This window comes from Halorubrum sp. Ea1 (assembly GCF_002252965.1).
GTDB lineage: Archaea > Halobacteriota > Halobacteria > Halobacteriales > Haloferacaceae > Halorubrum.
This window is the reverse complement of record NZ_NHPG01000055.1, coordinates 1-20,909: the sequence shown is the minus strand read 5'-3', so window position 1 is coordinate 20,909 and position 20,909 is coordinate 1. Positions and strand designations below refer to the sequence as shown.

The 20,909-nt window shown below is 68.1% G+C and carries 31 protein-coding genes and 1 tRNA gene; 2 read left to right on the top strand and 30 right to left on the bottom strand.

Features of this window, described 5'->3' with window-relative positions:
• Positions 1-48 precede the first annotated feature (48 nt).
• Complete coding sequence (locus tag DJ73_RS07525) at positions 49-1,431, top strand: APC family permease (RefSeq protein ID WP_094557693.1); 1,383 nt, start codon at positions 49-51, stop codon at positions 1,429-1,431.
• A gap of 45 nt (positions 1,432-1,476) precedes the next feature.
• Here DJ73_RS07525 and DJ73_RS07520 read toward each other — a convergent pair whose 3' ends face one another.
• From DJ73_RS07520 to DJ73_RS07375, 30 genes are all read right to left on the bottom strand, one after another.
• Positions 1,477-2,184, bottom strand: coding sequence for a universal stress protein (locus DJ73_RS07520; RefSeq protein WP_094521969.1), 708 nt, complete (start codon positions 2,182-2,184; stop codon positions 1,477-1,479).
• Positions 2,185-2,223: 39 nt separating this feature from the next.
• Entirely contained in the window at positions 2,224-2,991 is a 768-nt protein-coding gene (locus tag DJ73_RS07515) for an Lrp/AsnC family transcriptional regulator (RefSeq protein ID WP_094521968.1), read from the bottom strand.
• 173 nt (positions 2,992-3,164) lie between these two features.
• Entirely contained in the window at positions 3,165-4,634 is a 1,470-nt protein-coding gene (gene secY / locus DJ73_RS07510; protein WP_094521943.1) for a preprotein translocase subunit SecY, read from the bottom strand.
• Between the two features lie 2 nt (positions 4,635-4,636).
• Entirely contained in the window at positions 4,637-5,134 is a 498-nt protein-coding gene (locus DJ73_RS07505) for an uL15m family ribosomal protein (protein WP_094521942.1), read from the bottom strand.
• Positions 5,131-5,595, bottom strand: coding sequence for a 50S ribosomal protein L30 (locus tag DJ73_RS07500; RefSeq protein ID WP_094521941.1), 465 nt, complete (start codon positions 5,593-5,595; stop codon positions 5,131-5,133). Before DJ73_RS07500 ends, DJ73_RS07505 begins: the two co-directional genes overlap by 4 nt.
• Positions 5,595-6,242 (bottom strand): 30S ribosomal protein S5, encoded by a 648-nt coding sequence (locus tag DJ73_RS07495; RefSeq protein WP_094521940.1) that lies wholly within the window; start codon positions 6,240-6,242, stop codon positions 5,595-5,597. Before DJ73_RS07495 ends, DJ73_RS07500 begins: the two co-directional genes overlap by 1 nt.
• Entirely contained in the window at positions 6,235-6,792 is a 558-nt protein-coding gene (locus DJ73_RS07490) for a 50S ribosomal protein L18 (RefSeq protein WP_094526505.1), read from the bottom strand. The genes DJ73_RS07495 and DJ73_RS07490 overlap by 8 nt, the downstream gene beginning before the upstream one ends.
• Positions 6,792-7,253: a 50S ribosomal protein L19e gene (locus DJ73_RS07485; protein WP_094521938.1), complete on the bottom strand. Its 462-nt coding sequence runs from the start codon at positions 7,251-7,253 to the stop codon at positions 6,792-6,794. Before DJ73_RS07485 ends, DJ73_RS07490 begins: the two co-directional genes overlap by 1 nt.
• Positions 7,246-7,953, bottom strand: a complete 708-nt coding sequence (locus DJ73_RS07480) for a 50S ribosomal protein L32e (RefSeq protein WP_094521937.1) — start codon at positions 7,951-7,953, stop codon at positions 7,246-7,248. Before DJ73_RS07480 ends, DJ73_RS07485 begins: the two co-directional genes overlap by 8 nt.
• Positions 7,954-7,956: 3 nt before the next feature.
• On the bottom strand, positions 7,957-8,490 hold the full coding sequence (locus tag DJ73_RS07475) for a 50S ribosomal protein L6 (RefSeq protein WP_094526503.1): 534 nt from the start codon (positions 8,488-8,490) through the stop codon (positions 7,957-7,959).
• 2 nt (positions 8,491-8,492) lie between these two features.
• Positions 8,493-8,885 carry a 30S ribosomal protein S8 gene (locus tag DJ73_RS07470; RefSeq protein WP_004047215.1) on the bottom strand — a complete coding sequence of 131 codons (393 nt, stop codon included), beginning with the start codon at positions 8,883-8,885 and terminating at the stop codon, positions 8,493-8,495.
• Between the two features lie 2 nt (positions 8,886-8,887).
• Complete coding sequence (locus DJ73_RS07465) at positions 8,888-9,061, bottom strand: 30S ribosomal protein S14 (protein ID WP_094521935.1); 174 nt, start codon at positions 9,059-9,061, stop codon at positions 8,888-8,890.
• Entirely contained in the window at positions 9,058-9,582 is a 525-nt protein-coding gene (locus tag DJ73_RS07460) for a 50S ribosomal protein L5 (RefSeq protein WP_094521934.1), read from the bottom strand. Before DJ73_RS07460 ends, DJ73_RS07465 begins: the two co-directional genes overlap by 4 nt.
• On the bottom strand, positions 9,575-10,300 hold the full coding sequence (locus tag DJ73_RS07455) for a 30S ribosomal protein S4e (RefSeq protein WP_094521933.1): 726 nt from the start codon (positions 10,298-10,300) through the stop codon (positions 9,575-9,577). The genes DJ73_RS07460 and DJ73_RS07455 overlap by 8 nt, the downstream gene beginning before the upstream one ends.
• Positions 10,297-10,653 (bottom strand): 50S ribosomal protein L24, encoded by a 357-nt coding sequence (rplX, locus tag DJ73_RS07450; RefSeq protein ID WP_094521932.1) that lies wholly within the window; start codon positions 10,651-10,653, stop codon positions 10,297-10,299. Before rplX ends, DJ73_RS07455 begins: the two co-directional genes overlap by 4 nt.
• 2 nt (positions 10,654-10,655) lie before the next feature.
• A complete protein-coding gene (locus tag DJ73_RS07445) occupies positions 10,656-11,054 on the bottom strand; it encodes a 50S ribosomal protein L14 (protein WP_094521931.1) in 399 nt (132 codons plus the stop codon).
• The gene (locus tag DJ73_RS07440; RefSeq protein WP_094521930.1) at positions 11,054-11,398 is read right to left on the bottom strand and encodes a 30S ribosomal protein S17; all 345 of its coding nucleotides are present in this window, start codon (positions 11,396-11,398) and stop codon (positions 11,054-11,056) included. The genes DJ73_RS07445 and DJ73_RS07440 overlap by 1 nt, the downstream gene beginning before the upstream one ends.
• Complete coding sequence (locus tag DJ73_RS07435; RefSeq protein WP_094521929.1) at positions 11,389-11,847, bottom strand: ribonuclease P protein component 1; 459 nt, start codon at positions 11,845-11,847, stop codon at positions 11,389-11,391. The genes DJ73_RS07440 and DJ73_RS07435 overlap by 10 nt, the downstream gene beginning before the upstream one ends.
• Position 11,848: 1 nt before the next feature.
• Complete coding sequence (gene rpmC / locus DJ73_RS07430; RefSeq protein ID WP_094521928.1) at positions 11,849-12,061, bottom strand: 50S ribosomal protein L29; 213 nt, start codon at positions 12,059-12,061, stop codon at positions 11,849-11,851.
• Complete coding sequence (locus DJ73_RS07425; RefSeq protein WP_094521927.1) at positions 12,062-12,994, bottom strand: 30S ribosomal protein S3; 933 nt, start codon at positions 12,992-12,994, stop codon at positions 12,062-12,064.
• On the bottom strand, positions 12,994-13,458 hold the full coding sequence (locus tag DJ73_RS07420; protein ID WP_094521926.1) for a 50S ribosomal protein L22: 465 nt from the start codon (positions 13,456-13,458) through the stop codon (positions 12,994-12,996). Before DJ73_RS07420 ends, DJ73_RS07425 begins: the two co-directional genes overlap by 1 nt.
• Before the next feature lie 3 nt (positions 13,459-13,461).
• A complete protein-coding gene (locus tag DJ73_RS07415) occupies positions 13,462-13,887 on the bottom strand; it encodes a 30S ribosomal protein S19 (protein WP_094521925.1) in 426 nt (141 codons plus the stop codon).
• A complete protein-coding gene (locus DJ73_RS07410) occupies positions 13,884-14,606 on the bottom strand; it encodes a 50S ribosomal protein L2 (RefSeq protein ID WP_008007907.1) in 723 nt (240 codons plus the stop codon). The genes DJ73_RS07415 and DJ73_RS07410 overlap by 4 nt, the downstream gene beginning before the upstream one ends.
• 1 nt (position 14,607) lies before the next feature.
• Positions 14,608-14,862, bottom strand: coding sequence for a 50S ribosomal protein L23 (locus tag DJ73_RS07405; RefSeq protein WP_094521924.1), 255 nt, complete (start codon positions 14,860-14,862; stop codon positions 14,608-14,610).
• Positions 14,859-15,605, bottom strand: coding sequence for a 50S ribosomal protein L4 (rpl4p, locus tag DJ73_RS07400; RefSeq protein ID WP_094521923.1), 747 nt, complete (start codon positions 15,603-15,605; stop codon positions 14,859-14,861). Before rpl4p ends, DJ73_RS07405 begins: the two co-directional genes overlap by 4 nt.
• Before the next feature lie 3 nt (positions 15,606-15,608).
• The gene (locus tag DJ73_RS07395) at positions 15,609-16,625 is read right to left on the bottom strand and encodes a 50S ribosomal protein L3 (protein WP_094521922.1); all 1,017 of its coding nucleotides are present in this window, start codon (positions 16,623-16,625) and stop codon (positions 15,609-15,611) included.
• A 4-nt stretch (positions 16,626-16,629) separates the two neighbouring features.
• Positions 16,630-17,496, bottom strand: a complete 867-nt coding sequence (locus DJ73_RS07390) for a putative RNA uridine N3 methyltransferase (RefSeq protein WP_094521988.1) — start codon at positions 17,494-17,496, stop codon at positions 16,630-16,632.
• 246 nt (positions 17,497-17,742) lie between these two features.
• On the bottom strand, positions 17,743-18,693 hold the full coding sequence (locus DJ73_RS07385; RefSeq protein ID WP_094521921.1) for a helix-turn-helix transcriptional regulator: 951 nt from the start codon (positions 18,691-18,693) through the stop codon (positions 17,743-17,745).
• Between the two features lie 54 nt (positions 18,694-18,747).
• Positions 18,748-19,020, bottom strand: coding sequence for a hypothetical protein (locus tag DJ73_RS07380; RefSeq protein ID WP_094521920.1), 273 nt, complete (start codon positions 19,018-19,020; stop codon positions 18,748-18,750).
• Positions 19,021-19,128: 108 nt separating this feature from the next.
• Positions 19,129-20,421, bottom strand: coding sequence for a PQQ-dependent sugar dehydrogenase (locus DJ73_RS07375; RefSeq protein ID WP_094557692.1), 1,293 nt, complete (start codon positions 20,419-20,421; stop codon positions 19,129-19,131).
• Positions 20,422-20,559: 138 nt separating this feature from the next.
• Between DJ73_RS07375 and DJ73_RS07370 the strand changes: the two genes are divergently transcribed.
• Positions 20,560-20,630, top strand: a tRNA-Gly gene (locus DJ73_RS07370).
• The last annotated feature ends 279 nt before the right edge of the window (positions 20,631-20,909 follow it).

The window sequence follows — 20,909 nt, the reverse complement described above, 5'->3', positions numbered from 1 at the left end:
GCAATCCGAAGGCAATAAACCGTGACGCCCGTTATTGGTAGTATAAGCATGGGCCAGCACGACTTGGATCGGAGTCTCGGGTTGTACCCGACGATGATGATCAGCATGGGTGCGATGATCGGGAGCGGGATCTTCGTGCTGCCGGCTCTGGGATACAAGAAGGCCGGGCCGGCGGTGATCCTCGCCTACGTGCTGGCCGCGCTCGTCGTGTTGCCGGCCGCGTTGTCGAAGGCCGAGATGGCGACGGCGATGCCGGAGTCCGGGGGGACGTACCTCTACATCGACCGGGCGCTCGGCCCGTTGTTCGGGACGATCGCCGGGGTCGGGGCGTGGTTCTCGCTGGTGTTCAAGAGTTCGTTCGCGCTCGTCGGACTCGGCGCGTACCTGCTGCTGTTCGCGCCGCTCTCGCAGGGCGCGGTGGTGTACGTCGCGCTGGCGCTGGCGGTGCTGGTCGTCGCTCTGAACGTCTCAGGGACGAAGATGAGCGGTGGGATACAAGCGGTCATCGTCACGCTGGTCGTCGCGGGACTGCTCGCGTACGTCGTCAACGCCGGCTTCGCGATCGACGCCGCGAAGTACACGCCGTTCAGCACCGACGGGAACCGGGGCGTCATCACGGCCGCCGCCTTCGTCTTCGTCTCGTACGCGGGCGTCACGAAGATCGCGAGCGTCGCCGAGGAAGTGAAAGACCCCGGGAAGAACCTCCCGCGCGCGATGCTCGGTTCCATGGCCGTCATGACGGTCCTGTACATCGCGGTCGTCGGCGCGATCATCGGCCTGAGCGACCCGAACGTGCTGAAAACGGGCGGACCCGGCGGGACGGCGTCGCTCACGCCGATGGCGGACGGCGCGGGCGCGCTCCTCGGCGGCGCCGGCGTGCTGTTCATCTCCGTGATCGCCGTCGTCGCGCTCACGAGCATGGCGAACGCCGGCGTGCTCTCCTCCTCGCGATTCCCGCTCGCGATGAGCCGCGACGACCTCCTCCCGCCCGCGCTCCAGACCATCGACTCGCGGTTCAAGACCCCGCGGAACTCCGTGCTCCTCACCGGGCTCATGTTGGTTCTGCTCATCGCGTTCGTCCCGGTGATCGAGCTGGCGAAGCTGGCGAGCGCGTTCCAGATCCTCGTCTTCTCGATCATCAACGTCTCGCTGATCGCGTTCCGGGAGGCCGACCTGCCGGCGTATCAGCCCGAGTTCACCGCACCCGGCTACCCGTTCGTCCAATTGTTCGGGTTCGTCGCCGGTATCGCCCTGCTCACGCAGATGGGGACCGTCCCCATTCTCGGCGCGGTCGCGATCATCTTCGGGAGCGCCCTCGTCTACTTCGCGTACGGACGGCCCAGGACGGACCGAACCGGAGCGATCGGGACGATCCTCCGGGCCCGTCGCGGCGAGGAAGACGACGGCATCGCCTCGACGGAACCGAAGTGAGCGAGCGACTGAGGACGACCGGTCGGGACGCCGCCCGAGACTGGGTCAGTAGTCCCTGTTGACCAAGATCACCGGATCGCCGGTTTCGTTCGCGATCCGGTCCGCCAGCGTGCCGAAGATGCGGTCGCCGAGCCTGGACTCCGGCTCGTACATCACGACCGCGTCGTACTCGGCCGCGGTCCGGAGGATCTCCTCGTCGTGCTCGTCGCCGTCGACGACCAGCGTGTCGACCGCGTCGGCGTCGAACCCGTCCCCGATCAGGCGCTCGCGGGTCTCCGCGACGACGGCCTCCCCGTCCTCGCGAGACTGTCCGCCTTCGACGACGTGGAACAGGGTGATACGCTGCGTCGAGTCCTCGCTCAGGACCCGGATGAACCTCGGAAGTCGGTCGAGCTCGGCGACGTCCGGCAGCGGCACGAGGATCCGTCCGATCCCCTCGGTCGGAGCGGGGTCGAGCTCGGCGACGCACCCCTCCTCGGCCGCGACCTGCTGGATCGCGGCCGCCCGGTCCTTCCCGAATACCAACCGCGTCCGGACGGACGCGCCGGCGTCCGCAAACGCGCCCGCGACCTCGTCGAGCGTCGCCTGCGCGGCCTCGCCGAACTGCTCGCGCGCCGAACTGGCCGGCGTCTGCTCGGGGAGGTCGTAGTGGCCGAGGATGACGACCGAGAGCGAGGACAGGTCCTCGATCAGCACCGGCGACAGGGGCTCGGGGTCAGGGAGTTCGAGCGGAACGAGGATCGTGTCTGCCATGCCTCCCCGTTGCGGACCCAGAATAATAAACGGGGAGACTCACGACATCGCCGACGGTGTCTCGTCCTCGTCGACGAGGAACGCGTCGAGGATGTCTCCCTCGGACGACTCCTTCGGTAGCACGGTCACCACGTCGTCCGGCCGGATCGTCGTGTCGTCGACCGGGTGGATGATCGATCCGTCGCGCTCGATCGAAGTCACGATGGCGTCGCTCGACAGAATGCCGTTAGCCTTCGCCTCCGACGGAGAGTGATCCACGATCGGCGCGTCGTCGGTGACGCAGACCTCGATCACGGCGCTGCCGTCCGCGAGCGTGACGGTGTCGGTGACCACGGACCGTTTGGAGTCGTCGGAGAGGAACCGCGAGTACGGGGTGTGTAGCTCCGTCTGGAGCAGTTCCTCGTCTTCGATCCGAATTTCGAGCCCCGAGAGCGCGCGCGCGATCTCACGGAGGTCGCTCGTCTCCTCGCCGACCGCGACCACCTGCAGGTCCCGACGGCCCGCCATCAGCACGCGAACGTTGATCACGCCCGGAATGGACCGGGCCGCGAGCGCCAAGCGTTCCCGCTCGTCGGCGGGGACGGTACACATGAACACCGAGGTGAGTCGGCCGCCGGCCTGCTCGAAGTCGACGATGGCCGTGTAGCCGCGGATCACGCCCGCCTCTTCGAGGCGCTCGATCCGGTTCCGGACCGTTCCCGCCGAGACGTTCATGCCGTCCGCGATCATCGGCGCAGAGGTGTTGCGGGCGTCCGACATCAGCGCGTGGATGATCTGCCGGTCGATGTCGTCGAGGTGATGACTCACGGCGGATCGTCCCCCGTGCCGGTCGAAACCGGACCGTGCCGTCGAGCGCTATTCATACCGTAACGTAGCCGCCAGAGTGTGATATGGCTTACTCACGCGACCGTCGCGGGACGGGGCGGCCGCTACCGAGAGAACGGCGACCGTAATAAGAGACCGACCGCGGGAAAGCGCCGTTACTCGTTGCCGAACATCTGGCGCATCATCGGATGCATTTCCATCAGCTGCTCCTCGGCGATCTCCTCGTACAGCTTGTACGTGATCGAGACCGCGAGCAGCAGCCCGGTGCCGGAGACCTGGCCGATGGTGCCGAGCAGGTTCGCCATCACGGCGAGGAACCCGACGAGGGCGCCCCCGATGACGGTCACCTGCGGGATGTACCGCTCCATCACCTTCTCGACGACCTGCGGGTTCCGCCGGAAGCCGGGGATCTGCATCCCGGAGTTCTGGATCTGCTTCGCGGTCGCCTCCGGGCCCATCCCGGTCGTCTCGACCCAGAAGATGGCGAATATCGCGCCGCCGACGATCATGAACGTGAGGTCGATCGCGAGCCGGAGCGCGATCATCCACGGTTCGCCGGTCGCCGTCCCGCGGAACCACATCCACTGCTGCGGCTGCTGGATGGGGTTCAGGTAGTAGAACAGCCCGGACGTGGGCTGCCCCTGATCGCCGTACACACCGAGCCACCCCGGCATCCCCGCCCACTGCGAGGAGAGGAGCTGCCCGACGAACTGGATGTTCGCCTGCAGCGCGCGGACGAGGATCATCGGCAGCACGGACGCGTAGATAAGCTTCACCGGGAAGCGGCCGCGAGCGCCCTTCACGCGGGCGTGCGACAGCGGGATCTCGACGCGGACCGACTCCGCGTACACGACGATCCCGAAGATGAACACCGTCGTGAACAGCGCGAGGATGTTCCCCGGCTCGAACAGCAGCGACTCGAGCCCGGCCGACGTGAACGGCGACCCCAGCTGGGTGCCGCCCGTCGCGATCGCGAACCAGTTCGCGAAGAAGCCTCGCGCGCCGAGCGCGGAGAAGCTGAAGAAGCCGCCGACGATCTGTTGGCTCACCGCCGCGATGATGAACAGCCCGACGCCGGAGCCGACGCCCCACTTGCTCACGATCTCGTCCATGAACAGGAGGAGGACGCCGCCGACGAAGATCTGCGCGAAGATCAGCGACTTAACGCCGAACGTCCCGATGCCGAGCGCCTGTCCGACGGCCGGATCCGCGGGCAGGAACTGCCCCGTGAACACCATCGGCGCGGCCGTCAGCGCCGTCACGATGATCACCAGCAGCTTCTGGAGGCCTTGGTACAGGACCTGGTCTCGCGGGTCGTCGGTGTCGAGGCCGAGCAGGTTCGCACCGCCCAACAGCTGGAGGACGATGGACGCCGTGACGATCGGTCCGATACCGACCTGCAACAGCGAGCCGGACGAGCCGGCGAGCACCGACCGGAACTGCCCGAAGAAGTCGGACCCCTGACCGACGGCCAACCCGAACGGGTTGATGTTGGTCAGGAAGAAGTAGACGACCAGGATGCCGGCCGTCCACGTGAGCTTCCGTCTGAACGGGACGTGACCCGCCGGTCGCTCCACGACGGGCATCCGAGAGAGCACCGGTTCGGCGGCCTCCTTCCAGCTCATGATTACGCCTCGTCAGTCTCGTCGTCTGAAGTGTTTTCTGATTCGGCAGCGGCTTCCTCGGCGCGCTCGGAGAGCGTCGCCTCGCCGCCAGCCTCCTCGATCAGTTCGACCGCACCGGCGGTGAACGCGTCGGCGGTGACGTGGAGCTCGCGGCGGACCTGTCCGCCGCCGAGCACCTTCACGACGTCGGCGTCGTAGCCGTCGTCGACGACGTCGCGCGCGTCGATGACGTACGCGTCGCCGTCCTCCTCGGCGAGGTCCTCCGCGGCGTACAGCGCCGCGTCCTCGTCGAGTTTCTGGACTTTGACCTCGAGGACTTCCGTCTGCGCGTCCTCGGGGCGCTTGAAGCCGTACTTACCGAGCGGTCCGTAGTTGTGGAACTCGTGTTTCGCGCGGCCGGCCGCGCCGCGGCCGCCGCGGTGACCGGCGCCGCGCCGGTTCTTGTGCGTTCCGCCGCCGTGGGTACGGGACCCGCGCTGTCGACGTTTCTTGCTCGTCATCGCATCGCCTCCAGGAGACCGTCGATCTCCTCGGTCGTGTGTTTCCCGAGCTCGCCGCCCTCGATCACGGGGTGTTTGATCCCCTCGTGACCGCCGCGGGGCGCGTGGAGCCGCAGCGTCGGAGAGAGCCCCTGATCGCGCAGGGTCGTCTCCTCGGCGACGAGCGCCTCGGCCAGCGCCTCCAAGTCGGCGTAGTCGGTGTTGTCGTCGATCCACTCGTCGTCGACGTCGGCCGAGCCCTCGAGGGGCTCGCCGCGCCGAGCGATAGTGGTCGCGACGGCGTCGACGCTCGGTTCCCCGAACGCGACGATGTCGTTCACCTTGGTGATCATCCCGCCGTACGAGTCCGTCTCCGGGACGAACGTCGCGTGGTTGACGCGCCCGATGTTCAGCATGTCGAGCGTGTCCTCGACGCCGTGCTCCAGGTTGACGTCGCCGCGGAGCTGTACGATCGCTTGCATCACTCGCTCACCTCGTCGTAGTGGACCTCGCGGGCGTGCTGCGGAGTGCGGGACTGCGCCGCGTTCTCCAGCGCGTTGAACGTCGCCTTCGCGAGGTTGACGGTCGTGCGGGTGTTGCCGTCGGAGTTCGTCCAGGCGTCCTCGACGCCGGCGAGCTCCAGAATGTTCCGGACCGTCTCCGCGGCCGCAAGGCCCAGCCCCTGCGGGGCGGGCTTGATCTCGACGGTGACGGAGCCGGCCTTACCCTTCGCCGTTCGGGTCAGGGAGTTCGTGCCGCCGGGCTGGTCCTCCCAGGACCCGGAGCCGCGGTCCACCTGGATGATGTTCAGCTTCGCGACGTCGATCGCCTTCTGGATGGCGCCGCCGACCTGGTCGTCCCGGGCCTGCGCGTAGCCGAGGTAGCCGTCGCGGTTGCCCACGGCGACCACGCAGCGGAACTTCACGCGGCGGCCGGAGTCGGTCATGCGCTGGACCATGTTGATGTCCAGCACCTCGTCTTCCAGCCCCGGGAGGAGCTGGTCGACGATCTCGGCCTCCTTCATCGGGAGGCCGGAGTCGAGCGCCTGTTCCATCGACGAGATGTCGCCGTTCTGTACCTTGCGGCCGAGTCGCGTCCGCGGTTCCCAGCCGTCGTTGTGTCTACTCATGGTCCTCCTGGATTGTCGCGAGCACGTCGTCGAAGTGCTCGGGTAAGTCGGCCGCGTCGAACTCGCCGCTGTACAGCGGCTCGTCGAGCTGGTCGTCGTACGCGGCGATGTGCTCGCCTCGCGTACGCGACCAGTCGGCCAGCACGCCGTCGTTGTGCGGGATCTCGAGGCCGGCGTCGATCGCTCCTTCCTGTACTGCAAACGTCTTGTTGCCGGGCGTCGCCGTGTTGAGCCCGATGTCGAGGACGGCCTCGTCGAGGCCGGCGTCGACTGCGCGAGCGCCCGCGAGGTACCCGGTGAGGTACGCGCTGGGAAGGTTGCCCGTGGGGGCGTCCCAGCCGTACTCCGCGAGGTCCTCGCTGGAGGCGGCCGCGTGGGTCTCGTCGCCGTCGGATCCGGGAGTCACCAGCTGCGCCCTGACGTGAGCGTTGCTCACCCGGGCGACCAGGCGAGGCTTGCCCGATTTCAGCAGGCGCAACCTCTGATGGTAATCCGTCCGGACCTCGCGGCGGCGCCGCATCGGCACCTTGTATCGTGGTCCTGTCGCCATTACTCTGTCACCTCGTAGCCGTACTGCGTCTGGATGTACGCCTCCAGTCGGGCGACGTCCTCGAACTCGCCACCGCTCGCCTTGTTGTAGAGCGTGCGGTACTCCGTGGCGTCGAGGACGTCCTCGTCGTCGCGGAGCTCCTTCAGGCGGGTCCGCATCGCGCGGATCCGCGCCTTCCAGTCGTCTTTCGTGTTCTGTCGCGCGCCGGCTTTCCCCTTCCGGGTACCGGCGCCGGACTTGTGTCCGTACGAGCGCTTCGCGGCGCGCTCGCGGGCCTGTCCGCGGGAGTTCGTTTTCGCGTCCTTCGCGCGGATCGTGCCCTGCTCGATGAGTTCGCGGACGTCCTCTCGCGTGATGGCGTCCTCGATCTCCTCCTGTGCCTCGGGGTCGAGCCAGACGCGGCCCTTGCCGACGTCCAGCTCGTCCGCTGCGAGCCGTTTCTGCGCTTTCAGGTCACTCATCGTCGACCTCCACTTCGACGTAGGTCGGGTTCAGCACGCGGATCTCGCGCTCCTCCGCCTCGTCTTCGATCAGTTCGCGCTTGCGACCGCCGACCTTCGAGGCGATCCGCACCGCCTGCGTGTCGCCGTCGACGCCTTCGAGATCGTCCGTGTTGTGCACGCGGACCTCCTCGAAGCCGCTCGGGTGCAGGTCGCGCGACGCCTTCGGCGACCGGAACCCAGCCTCGACGACGGGGCCCTTCGCCTTCATGCGCCGGCGCTGCTTGGAGAGCCCGCCGCGCGGCTTGCGCCACGACGTCGGGATCCGCTTTTTCTTGTGGTAGTCCTGCCGGTTGAACTGCGGTTTCCCCTCGCGGTGCTTCTGCGCGAGCGCGCGAGCGGTCTCGTCGTCCAGCTCCGGCGTCTTCTCGGCGTGACCGCGGGGGCGAAGCTCCGTCTCGACGTCCTCGTCGGCGGCGGCCTCGTCGGCCTCCTCCTCGTCCGTCTCGTCTTCGATTTCCGCGTCCGCCTCCTCGTCGACCTCCAGCCCGCCGACGTCGGCCTTGATACGCGCTGCGAGCGCGTTGCCGACGCCGTCGACCTCGGAGAGCTCCGACTGGGAGGCGGCCTTCACGTCCTCGACCGTCTCGTAGCCGGCCTCGCGAAGGGCGTCCGCCTTCGAGGGACCGACACCGCTGATGTCTTCCAGTTCTTCGGCCATTGGTTAGGCACCTCCGGTGGGCTTCTCGACGATGTACACGCCGTCCTGGAAGACGCGCGTGTCCTTGTCGGTCACCTTCGTCAGCTGTTCGATGTCGGCGGCGGTCTGCCCGACGGCCTCCTTGTCGGAGCCCGAGAGCGTGACCGTCTCGCCGTCGACCTGTACGTCCGTGTCCCCGCGGACCGGGGTGCGTCGCTGTGCTCGCTCGCCGAGGAAGTTCTCGATGACGACCTCGTCGCCCTCCACGGTCACCTGCATCGGGAAGTGGGCGTAGTACACTTCCATCGTGTACTCCCATCCCTCGGTGACGCCGTGGATCATGTTGGCGACGTGGCTCTCGAATGTGCCGACCGTGGCGTTCGTCTTCGCGTCCTCGTTCTCGGAGGCGATCGCGACGGCACCGTCCTCGACCGTGACCTCGACGTCGGGGTACCAGAGGCGTCGCGTGACGCTCCCGTTGGGACCCTCGACGGTGAGTTCGAGGTGGTCGGTCTCGGCGGAGACGTCGTCCGGAATTTCGATTTCGACTCTGTTCATTGTTAGTAGACGTATGCGATCACTTGGCCGCCGATGCCCTCTTCGCGGGCCTCGTAGTGGCTCATGACGCCGTGGCTCGTCGTGACGATGAGCGTCCCGTAGTCACGGGCGGGGAGGTACCGCTTCTCCCACTTCTCGAACTCGTCTGCGCCCGCGGAGTAGCGGGGCTTGACGGCGCCACACTCGTTGATCGCGCCTTTCAGTTCGACCTCGAACTTCCCGGCTTTCCCGTCGTCGACGTACTCGAAGCCGTCGACGTACCCGCGGTCGTAGAGGACCTCGAGGACGGAGCCGATGATGTTTGAGGCGGGCTCAACCGTGTACGACAGGTGGCCAACGCTCTCGGCGTTGTCCATGCCGGCGAGCGCGTTGGTGAATGGATCGTTTCCTGTCATGATCAGCTGTACTTCTCGAATCCCATGTCTCGGGCGACCTCGCGGAAACACTGCCGGCAGAGGTTGATGTCGTACTTGCCGACAAGCCCCTGCTCGCGGTCGCACCGCCGGCAGGTGTGCCGGGAGCCGGTGCGCTTCGCCGCGTGTTCGCCCGTGTCGTTGTTCGCTTCGCTCATTCCGTTACCTCTACGTCGAAGTTGGTCTCGAGGAACGCGGCCGCGTCCTCGACGGTCATCCGGTGTTTCGCGGGGATCGACGCCGTCGCCTTGTCCCGCTTCGACACGCGGTAGCCGGGCCGGACGATCGTCGTCGTCACGTCGAGCCCGTAGATGCCGATGTTGGGGTTGTACTCCTGGCTCGGGAAGTCGGTGTGGTCCTCGACCCCGAAGCTCAGGTTGCCCGTGTCGTCGAACTGACTCCGCGAGACGTCGACGACGTCGAGCGCGGTTGCGAGGAACTCGTGTGCGTCCTCGCCCCGCAGCGTCACCTTGACGCCGATCGGGTCGCCCTTGCGGATCCCGAACTCGGCTATGGTGCGCTTCGAGGTGGTCCGGACCGACTGCTGCTCCGTGATCTCCTCGATGATCTCCTCGGCGTCGGCGAGGGGTTCACCGCCCTGCCCGACGCCCATGTGGACGACGACCTTCTCGAGATACGGCTCGCGCATCTCGTGAGGGGCGCTCTCGGCTTCACTCATCCGAATCACCCGCCTCGTCGGCGTCGTCGCCGGTGAAGTTCTCGTCGATGACGACGAGGTACTCCTCGACCGTCTCGTAGCCGTCGTCGTCGTCGCCGACGAACACGGTGTTCGAGCCCGAGCCGAGCGTCACGTCGATGGCGTCGACCTCGCCGATCCGCCCGGCGTGCTGGCCGGCAACGGCGGTGACGAGGGCGCCCTCTTCGTACTCGAAGTGGGCGACGACCTCCTTGGTCTCGTTGTCGACGACGATCGAGTCCTTGGTGTCGTACGGTGTGTCCGCGTCGACGCGCACGTTCGTTCCGTCGTGGAGCGTCAACTGGACGGCGCCGCCGGGGACGACCGACTTGTTCGTGATCTTCCCGAGCCGGCTGCCCGCGGCCTCCTCGTCGACGGGGGTCAGCGCGAGCCGACCGCCCTCGTCGGGGAAGACGCGGAAGAACTCCCCGCGCTCGGGGAACGCCAGGATGTCGAACATCCCGATCGGACGCTGCTCGTCCGAGATTGCGTCGCCGTTGACGAGGACCGAGTCGTTGTTCAGCGCGTAGCGCGCCTCCTTCGTCGAGTCGACGTAACCGAGCACGTCCCGCAGCAGGACGACGAGCGGAACGCCCGCCTCACCGTGCGGGCCGGCGCCGGCCTTGACGGTGAATGTGTTCGTCTTTCGCTCGACCGGCCAGGAGTTCGGTACTGCCAGTCGCTTCTGATGTCGCGTCATTCGTTATCCTCCTGGAGCCGCGCCTCCCGGCGTTCGTCTTCCAGGTCCAGATCGGTCACCCGGACGTTGCTCGCCGGGATCGGACGGGGAACTTCCTCCCCGTCCGCCTTCTCGACGGTGACGTCCTCGACGGTGATCCGTTCCGCGGACAGGTCGACGGCGACGACTTCCGCCTCCGTCCCGGCCGCGTCGCCGCGAAGCACCTCGACGGTGTCGCCGGCGTTGACGCGGACGTTGCGCTGTCCGTACTCCTCGCGGAGCTCCTCCGTGAGGGTGGCTCGGACCTGGTTCTGCCGCTCGTGGAGCGGCGCGGTCTCCGACCGTTTTCGCTGTTTGCGTGGCTGTTTCGTCATGGTTAGACGATCATCGTCGCGGTCGAGGCGATGCTTCCGAATCGTTCGGCGACCTCGCGGGCGACGGGGCCCTTGATCTCAGTGCCCCGCGGCTCCTCGAGGTCGTCGATGATGACGGCCGCGTTGTCCTCGAACTTCACGCGGGTCCCGCTCGGACGGCGGATCGGCTTGCGCTGGCGGACGACGACCGCCTCCAGCACCTGCCGCCGCATCTCCGGGGTCCCTTTGGTGACCGAGACGGTCACCTTGTCGCCGATACCTGCCTTCGGGTGGCGGTTCTTCGTGCCGGAGTAGCCGGCGACGGAGATCACCTTCAGCTCACGCGCGCCGGTGTTGTCGGCGCACGTGATGAGCGAGCCCTTCGAGAGCCCCTGCGTGACGTCGGCCTTTAGCGCCTCCATCACTGATCACCCGACAGGTTCTCGACGACGACGTGGGACTTCGTCTTCGAGAGCGGTCGCGTTTCCGCGATCTTCACTTCGTCACCGACTTCGAGCGAGTCGAGCACGCCCGGCACGTGGGCCGGGATGCGCGAGCGACGCTTCATGTACCGATCGTATTTCGGTACGAACACGTCGTATTCTCGCTCGACGATGACGGTCTTTTCCATATCCGTCGACACGACCGTTCCCTCGCGGGTCTGGCCGCGGACGGAGAGCTGCCCGTGGAACGGGCACTTCTCGTAGTCGTAATCCTCCGGGTTGTCTGGCTCCGGAGGCGTGGGTACGTCGATTCCTATCGCCATTGTGTGACACCTCGTTCGGTGCGTTCGGCGGGTCGATGCCGCAACCGATCGCCATCCACCGTTACGTAGACCGCGTCTTTGCACTCGCCGCGGTGGCTCGCCGGACCCGCGTCGTCACCGGTGACGACGCTTGCGGACCCGGACGGGCCAGACTGACGGGGGCGGACCCCCGTAGTATCCGACCCGAGTTGGGACGCGGACCCCGACGACTGCGCGTCGCCGGCGGCTTCATCTGTGCGGACGGTCGGGACATCGACGACCGCGAACTCCAGCGTCGCGCCCGACTTGGGCACGCGCTTGTCCCCCGACGGCGTTCGGACCACGATGGTGCCGAACGTCTCGGACAGCACGCGGCCGGCGATGCCCGCGTGGGCGTCGCTGGCGGCGTCGGCCACCCGAACCGGGAGGCCGACGAGCTCGTGCCGGACGAGTGTGTCGGGGGATATCATCTTATTCGTCGTCGAAGTCGCCTTCTTCCTGCTGGATCGTCTTGATCCGCGCAATCGTCTTCTTCAGTTCCTTGACGCGGCCCGGACTCTCCGGCATGCCGCCGGCGGCGCGCTGCGCCTTCGAGTTGAGCAGCTCGGTCTCGAGCTCCTCGAGCTCGACCTGCCGCTCGGCCGCCGTCATGTCGCGGATCTCGTCTGTGTAGAGGATCGCCATTTACTCGTCCTCCTCTTCGTCGTCAGCGGCTTCCATCTCCGCGACGAGGTCCGCCGCCTCCGATTCGATCTCCTCGTCGAGCTCGTCGATGTCGTCCGCGTCGGCGTCGCCGACCGGCTCCTCGGGGGCGACATCGGTCGCCTCCGCGGCCGTGTCTTGCGTCTCCTCGACGACCTCCTCGACGACCTCCTCGTCGATGACGTCGGTGGGGTCGTCGTCGGGCACCTCGACGTCGTCGTCGGCGCCGACGTCCGGCACCTCCTCTGGCTCCTCTTCGAGGAGCGCTTCGACGCCTTCGTCGTCGCCCGCGGCGGCCTGCTCGACCTCCGGGACCTCGGCGTCCTCGCGGATATCGAAGTCGTCCGGGAGCTTCGCGCCCGGCGGGATGATCTTCACGTTGACGCCGATCGTCCCGAGCTTCATCACCGCGACGCCCTGGCCGTGGTCGACGACCTCCTCCGCGGGCTCGCCGTTGTGCTTGATGTAGCCGCGGTTGAACTTCTCGACGCGCGAACGCGCGCCGGTGACCTTCCCGGACAGGACGATTTCGGCGCCCAGCGCGCCGGCGTCCATGATCCGGTCGATCGTCGTGTGACCGGCCTTCCGGAAGTACCAGCCGCGTTCGAGAGCGTTCGCGAGACGGTCCGCGACGATCTGGGCGTTCAGGTCGGGCTCGTCGACCTCCTGAACGTCGATCTGCGGGTCGTCCATGTCGAAGCGGTCCTCGAGCTCGGTGGTGATCTTGCGGATGTTCTTCCCGCCTTTCCCGATCACCATGCCGGGCTTTTCGGCCTTCAGCACGATCTGCGTGCCCATCGGCGTCTTGGCGACGTCCATGCCGCCGTAGCCGGCTCGGCCGAGCTCGTCCGCGAAGAACTCGTTGATCTGTGAACGGCGCAGGCCGTCCTCGATGAATTGGTGTTCGTCAGCCATTATTCGTCGGCCTCCGGGTCCTCGATGATGAGTTCGACGTCGGCGAGCGTGGTGTTCCACTGGGTGGCGCCCGCGGCTCGCGGGTTCCGCCCGGGTCGCTCACCGACCTTGTGGGGGGCGACGTGTTTGATGACCATCTCGTCGCCGTCGAATCCCTGTTCTGTCGCGTTGTTCTTGACGTTCTCCAGGAGCTTGAGGAAGTCCTTGGCGGCCTTCTCGGGGTAGCGGCCCGCGTCCCAGCCGTCGATGTCGGAGCGGTGGCCCGCGCCGGCGTTGTGCTGGCGCATCGGCACCGAGGTCTCCTCGTCGATGACTTCCTGGAGGAACTCCTCGGCGTCGGCGACGGTCTCGCCTTTGATCTCCCGGGAGATCTCCTTGCTGTCCTTCACGCTGATGGGCCGGTCGCGGAGCATCCCCTTGGCGGTGGTCTCCGGGTCGGCCTCGACGCTGTAGTTGATTCCCATGGGTTACTTGAGCGGCACGAACTTCGAGGACCGGGTCGCGCCGATGCCGGCCTGACCGTGTTCGACGGTGCTTCGCGTGAGGTGGAACTCGCCCAGGTAGTGTCCGATCATCTGGGGTTCGACCTGCACGCGCTCGAAGCTGTGTCCGTTGTACACGGAGAAGGTGACGCCGACGAACTCCGGAAGGATCGGCATGTCGCGCAGATGCGTCCGGATCGGATCGTCCGCCGTCGTCTCCTTGTCGCGGGTTCGGGCCTTCTCCAGCAGCTTCTGCTGTTCGGTGCCGAGGCCGCGAACGATGCTTCGCCGCTGGCGTGCGGGGAGCAGTTCCGCGACGTCTTCGACGTCCATCTCCTGCAGCTCGTCGAGCGAGTGACCGCGGTAGGCGAACTCCTTGCCCTCGCGGCCGGTTCGGTAGTTGGAACTCATTTGTTGCCACCTCGTCCGGTGCGCTTGGATGCGATGTCACCCACTTTGCGTCCCGGCGGGGCGTCCCGCGAGACGGACTTCGGCTGTCCGGGGTGTTGGCGACCGCCCCCGCCGAAGGGGTGGTCGACGGCGTTCATCGCGACGCCGCGCACGCGCGGGTATTTCGTCCCGCGCGCCTTCATCTTGTGGTACTTGTTGCCGGCCTTGACGAATGGCTTCTCCGTCCGGCCGCCGCCCGCGACCACGCCGATCGTGGCGCGGCACTGCGGGTCGAGCCGCTTCACTTCCCCGCTGGGGAGCTGGACGACCGCGACGTCGCGGTCGTGAGTGAGGAGCGTCGCGGACACGCCGGAGGCGCGCGCGAACTTCCCGCCGTCCCCGCGGTTGCTCTCGACGTTACAGACCGGAACGCCCTCGGGGATTTCGGCCAGCGGGAGCGTGTTCCCGGGCTTGATCTCCGCGCTCACGCCGACCTGAATCGTCTCGCCCACGCGCACGCCTTCCGGCGCGAGCACGAGCCGACGGTCGTCGTCCTCGAACTCGATCTCCGCGAGCGGAGCCGAGCGGGCCGGGTCGTGTTCGATCCCGACGATCTCGCCGGTGATCGTGTCCACGTCTTCGAGCTTCTTGTGCGACAGTTCCGCCTTATAGCGGTGGGAGGGGGCCCGGAACGTCGGGCCGCCGCGTCCACGCCGCTGTCCTTGGATTCGTCGTCCCATATCAGAACACCCCGATGCGCGAGGCGATTTCGGTCGCGTCGTCGTCCTCGGAGAGCGTGACCGTCGCCTTCTTCTTCCCCTTCGAGGTCACCTGCGTGTTCACGTCGGTGACGGTGACGTCGTAGCGGTCTTGGACCTCCTCGCGGACCTCGGGCTTCGTCGCGTCGATGTCGACGAGGAACAGCAGCTTGTTCTTGAAGTCCATCTCGTTCATCGCCTGCTCGGTGACGAGCGGGTGCTCGATGATGGAGTTCATCGGTCTGCCACCTCCTCGATCGCGCTCTCGGTCCACAGCGTGAGTCGTCCCGGGTGTCCGCCCGGCGCGAGGTCCTCAGCGTTGACCTCGCCCGCGGTCGCGACGTCGACGCCCGAGAGATTCCGGGCGGCGCGGGACGGCTCCTCGCTGGTGACGACGAGGACGGACTTGGGTTGGCTGTACTTGCGACCGCGGGTCTTCCCGCGGCCGGACCGCACGGAGCGGCCCTCCTCGGCGCGCTCGATGTCGGCGTCGGCGCCGACGGCCTCCAGCACGCCCAGGGCCTCCTGGGTCTTCTGTAAGTCCTCGAACTCGTCGGAGACGACGAGCGGGAGCGCCAGGTCGTCGTCGAACGCGTGACCGCGCTCGGCGACGAGCTCGGCGTCGGTGGTGGCCGCGACGGCCGACCGGATCGCGAGCTGTCGCTCCTTGTCGTTCAGTTTCTTCGTCTGGTCCTTCTCGGCCTTCGGCGGGTGCGCGGCGCGGCCCGAGACGGCGCTCGGGACGCGGCGGGCGACGTTCTCGGAGCGCGGGATGTGCGCGAGCCCGCGCCCGGAGCCGAACGACTCCGCGGGGGTTCGCAGCCCGGCGAACTCGTCGGCACCGTAGGCCTGCTTCCGGTTAGCCTGTGCGGCGGAGACCGCTCGACCGATGAGGTCCGGTCGGAACGCGGTCTCGAAGATCGCCGGCAGCTCGACGCTGCCCGCGTCCCCGCCGTCCAGGTCGTGTACTGTTGCGTTCATGTATTATCCCTGGTTGGATGCGGTGGATACGTACCGGACCTCGGGGTCGAGGCGCGGCTGGTCGTTCGGCCGGATGGCCGGGCGGAACCGAAGCAGGCGCTGGTCCGGACCGGGCAGCGAGCCCTTGATGAGCGCGTACTCGCCGTCGACCTCGCCGTAGTTGACGAAGCCGCCGTCGACGGAGGCGTCGTCGCCCTCGCCGAAGTCGATGAGGCGCTTGTTGAGCTCGGTGCGCTGGTGGTAGCCGGTCTGCCCCTGCTGGGGAACGGTGGAGCGAACGCGGGAGGGGTTCCACGGACCGAGGTTACCGATCCGGCGCCGCCATCCCTGGCGGGCGTGTTTGCCCTTCCGCTTCTGCACGCCCCAGCGCTTGACGGGACCCTGCGTCCCCTTCCCCTTCGTGATGCCCGAGACGTCGGTGTACTGACCGGCGCGGAAGACGTCGCCGAACTCGTGGGCGCCGCCCTCCCCGACGAGGTCGAGCCCGAACTCGACGCGCTCCTCGAGGGAGCCGCCGCCGACTCGGGTCTCCATGACGTCGGGCTTCTTCTTGGGGATGTTCGCGAGCTCCGAGGGGACGGTGTGAGTGATGACGCGGACGTCGTCGACGACGCCGTCGTCGAGCAACGCGCGAAGCTCCTCTGCGTCCTCCTCGAAGGTGTTCTCCGCCGGGAGGTCGAGCGCGCGATCGAGCTCCTCGTGGAACTCGGTCGCCCAGACCTCTTCGACCGGCTTCTTTCCGTACGCCGTCTGTTCGTAGGCGCGCAGGGCCACCGCGTACATCGGCGGCGTCTCGACGACGGTGACGGGAACGGACTCTTCCATTCCCTCACGCGGCGAGTTGGCCTCGTCGTTGACCATAACGACGTGCGTCATTCCGGCCTTGTAGCCGGCGAACCCCTGCAGTGCGGGGGCTCCGTCGTCGTCGGGCCACGAGCGAATGCGCGGGACCTCTCGGTCGGCGCGGGTCCGTGGGCCGTAACCCAGCGAGCCTTTTCTCGGTCGGTTTGGTTGTGCCATGTGTTTACTCCGTGAGTGTGAGCGAGCCGAGAGTCACGAACAGAGCCTCCTCCGTTCGGACGACCTCGCTGCTCTGTGCCGGGATCGTATTCAGCCAGAGGTCGAACCCCGGATCGGGTTCGACCGGACGGCCGTCGGCGACGGCCGCCCGAATGTCGTCGGGCGAAAGCCCGAGCATCTCCGGAAGCCCCCGCTCGGGCGCGCCGAAGGCGACGGCGTAGCCGCCGGCCTCCCGCGCGTCCGAGACGATGCCGCCGAGCCGCGAGACGGAGAGTTCCTCCCCGTGTCGCGACGTCGCGACGGCCAGTCCGTCGCCGGCGAGCGCTTCCGACAGGTCCGCGTTCACGACCTGGAAGCCCGCCTCGGGCTTCCCGGTGATGCGGGCGCGGACCGGTTCTCTCGAAGAGACCCTGATGGTGACGCGCTCCCCCTGCTCGACCTCCATTCCGGAGGGGACGAGCAGGGAGATCGGGTGTTCCCGCAGCGGGGAATTGACCCGGACGCGGCCTTCAGGTCCGACCTCGGTCACGAGTCCCTGTGTTTTCGACTCTTCCCCGCTAGGGGTCGAGCCGGTCCGCCACGGCACGCGGAGCGGCGGGAGCACGCCGGCGTACCGGAGTTCGTCGCGCTCCCCCCAGAGGTCCTTCCGGAGCTCCGGAGGGGTCGCGGCGTACCCCAGCACGGTCCGAACGTACTCGCCGCCCCGTCGCCGCTCGCCTTCCGCGTCTGGGAAGACGACCAGTCGATCCGCCCGGAACACCGCCGCCGCGCGGGCGACGTAACCGAGTTTGCGAGTCGCCTCGCGGTCGTCCTCGGCCTCCCGGACGACCGAAGACGGAATACAGATCGTGAGTCCGTCTTCGGTACGCATCGTGGCGAGACTGTACCCCTCGATTTCGGACGGCACCGTAAAAGGATAGCGGTCCCGTTTCCGGGCTGTGCCGCGTTCACACGGGGTCTGACGGGCGTTTCGACCCGTCGGATCGAGAGAGTCTATCACACGGATCGGGTCGAACCGAGATCGCTCAAGACGATCCGAGGCCGCCCGAAACGATCCGAGGCCGCCCAAAACGATCCGAGGCCTGGAGCGACACGGGGCGGCCGAGCCGATCCGGCGCTATCGCTCCGACGAGTCCCCGACGACGTCGCCGTTCCCGTCCACGGTGAGCGCGAGCTCGTCGCCGTCGACCGAGAACGTCAGCGTGGCCCGGAGGGGATCCGTCGACCGGACCGCCTCGTCGTACTCGTTGAGGAACCGGTCGAGGCGGAGGACCGACCGGGGCGAGAACGGGTCGAGCCCGTGATCGAGCATGAACCCCAACAGCTCCGGCGACGACAGGAGCCCGGGTCCGGCGGCGCACCCCATCTCGTAGGGGCAGTTGGGACACGACGCCTTCAGCAGCACCGCGAACCGGGACCGGCAGTTCGAGCAGACGCCGTCGCGCTCGTGGTCCGCGCAGGCGTCCAGTTCGGTCTCGACGGACGCCGCGCAACGCGGGCAGATCCCGGAGCCGACGGCGAGCAGTTCGAGGTTCGTCCACGCGTGGGCGGCGCGGAGCACCTCGCCCGGCGTTCGCCCCCGGAGCCCCGCCGGGGGAAACGGGAGCCGGCCGAGGTATCCCGACGCCGTCTCCTCGGGGCCGCCGACCCGGCCCCACGAGCGGTCCCACCGGCTCTCGCACGCCGGGCAGAACACCTCGACGCTGCCGTCGCGCCACTGGATCTCCAGCGGTCGCTCGCAGGTCGGACAGCGGTCCTCGACCGGCGTCCGGTCGAGCTCCGGGTCGTCGGTGACCGCCCCGGAGCGGATCGCTTCGACGACGCGTCGGCCCGGGTGGTCCAGCGCGTAGCCGTCCGCGGTCTTCCGGACGAAGTGGCCGCGGAGCTCGCCGAGGTGGTAGTTGAACCTCGCCGTGTCGTCGACGGGGAGCCGGTCGTACAGCTCTGAGAAGGCGAGCGGCTCAGCGGCGTCGCCGAGGGCGCGCAGGATCCGCACCCGGACCTCGTCGCCGAGCGCGGCAAACGCCTCGTCGGGCGACAGCCGACCGTCCGGACGCTCCTCGGTCATCGTGATACCCCGTCGGTCCGCCTCATGTAAAGAGCCTGTCGTGGCGTGCGCCCGTCACGCGCCGAGACAGACGCCCGTCCCGGGCACGCACACCGGCCGAGGGTCCCAGTCGTCGGCACGCTTTCGGAGCCGCCGAGCGATCGGCCGCGCCCCGTAGTACACGGCGAGGGCGGCGCTCGCGACCCCCGCGCTCGCGACCGGGTACGAGGCGGCGACGAGGACCCCGAGCATGGCCGCGACCAACAGCGCCGATCCGCGCACCGTCGGTGGCGGCCCCCGCGGGGGGTTCGATGCGTCGCGTCGCGTCCGCGTTCCGTCGGGTCTCATGCGGTCGATGCTACGCGCCGCGAGGGAATAAGTGTAATCTGAACGATGTTTTTGTAGGGAAAGCTACGTAAATTCGTTTGAGTAAGCCGGCACGAGTCGGACCGCGCTTCAGGCCGGGACGATCCGGACGACCGGCGCGTCGGGGTCGTCGACGGCGACGTAGAGGTGGCCCGTCGACGGCTCGACCGCGATCGCGCGCATGCGCCACTCCCGGTCGTCGAGCAGGGGGTCGCGCTCGGTGACGTCGGCCTCGGCGGCGCCCGCGCCCTCGACCGTGAACCGGCCGAGGTACTGCGCCGCGAGCGTGCCGGCGAACAGGTCGCCCCGCCACGCGGGAAACGCGTCGCCGTCGTAGAAGACCGCCCCGCTCGGGGGGAACCCGCCGGAGCCGCAGGGCCAGTAGTGGACCGGCGCGACGACGTCGCCGCGCTCGTCGTGGCCCGGTGCGAGGGGGTCGTCGGTGCCGTACCGGCACGCCTCGCTCGCTACCGGCCAGCCGTAGTTGCCGCCGCGTTCGACGACGTTGATCTCGTCGCCGTCCTCCTCGCCGTGCTCGCACTGCCAGACCGCCCCCGTCTCGGGCCGGACGGCCATCGCCTGCGGGTTCCGATGGCCGTAGCTGTACACCGCGTCCGACGCGTCCGGGTCGTCGGCGAACGGGTTGTCCGGGTGGGCGTCGCCGTCGGGCGTCAGCCGGAGGGTCGCCCCGAGCTCGTTCGACGGGTCCTGCGAGACGTGGTCCGGGCCGAACTCGGTGTCGCGCCGGTCCCCGACGGTGACGAACAGCGCGCCGTCGGGGCCGAACGTCGCGCGCGAGCCGAAGTGCAGGTCCGTGTCGCGGAACGGCTCGGCGACGCGGACCGCCTCGAACCCCGAGAGCGCCGGGGGGTCCGGGTCGAGGCGGCCGGCGCCGACGTGGGTCGTCGCGCCGCTCCCGTCGGCGGGAGAGTCCTCCGCGGCCGCCGAGTACGTGAGGTACACGCGGCGGTCGTCCGGGTAGTCGGGGTGGACCGCGACGTCGAGCAGCCCGCCTTGTCCCGCCGCGAACACGTCGGGCGCGCCCGCGACGGACTCGACGGTTCCCGATCCGGGGTCGACGAGCGAGAGCCGGCCGGGCCGCTCGGTGACGAGGAGGCGCCCGTCGCCGGGGAGGAAGGCGAGCCCCCACGGGTCCTCGAACCCCTCCGCGACGCGCTCGACCGCGTACTCGACGTCGTCGCCGTCGTCCGGGAGGGCGTCGTCGCCGTCATCGGTGCCGCCGTCGGTTCCGGTGCCGCCGCCGTCCGCGCCGTCGTCGGCGCCTCCGCCGCCGAGACAGCCGGCGGTCGAGAGGACGGCGAGCCCGCCGGTCGCTCGGAGGACGCTGCGTCTGTCGGCGAGGTGGGCGGATCGGCGCGTCATGTGGGTCGTCTCGTCTCCGTCTTGGTCGGGAGCCCGATGACGCTTCCGGCGTGCGGTCCGGGCGGGGAGGCCCGCCAGCCCGGCCTGCGTTCGGAACCCTTATATCTCCGACTCGGGCTATGTGCAGATGCGAAGCACGCACCGGTAGTGTAGTGGTATCACGCAACCTTGCCATGGTTGCAACCCGAGTTCAAATCTCGGCCGGTGCACTCTTTTCAGTCGTGCACCGCCCTGACTCCCCGCTCGTTTCACTCGCGGGGAGTCTCGGCCGGTGCATTTTCTAACTGACTCCGTCAGTCAGCGTTCGCTTCACTCCGTTCAGCGAACTCGCGAACGAAGTGAGAGAAATCACCGAGTGATTTGAACGCTATCAGTCGCGCGCAGCGAACGGAGTGAGCGAAATCACCGAGTGATGTGAACGCTATCAGTTACTTATGAATCGTTGCCGGCGCGGTGAACACCGCCAAAGCCCGCACCTCACGCCTCCC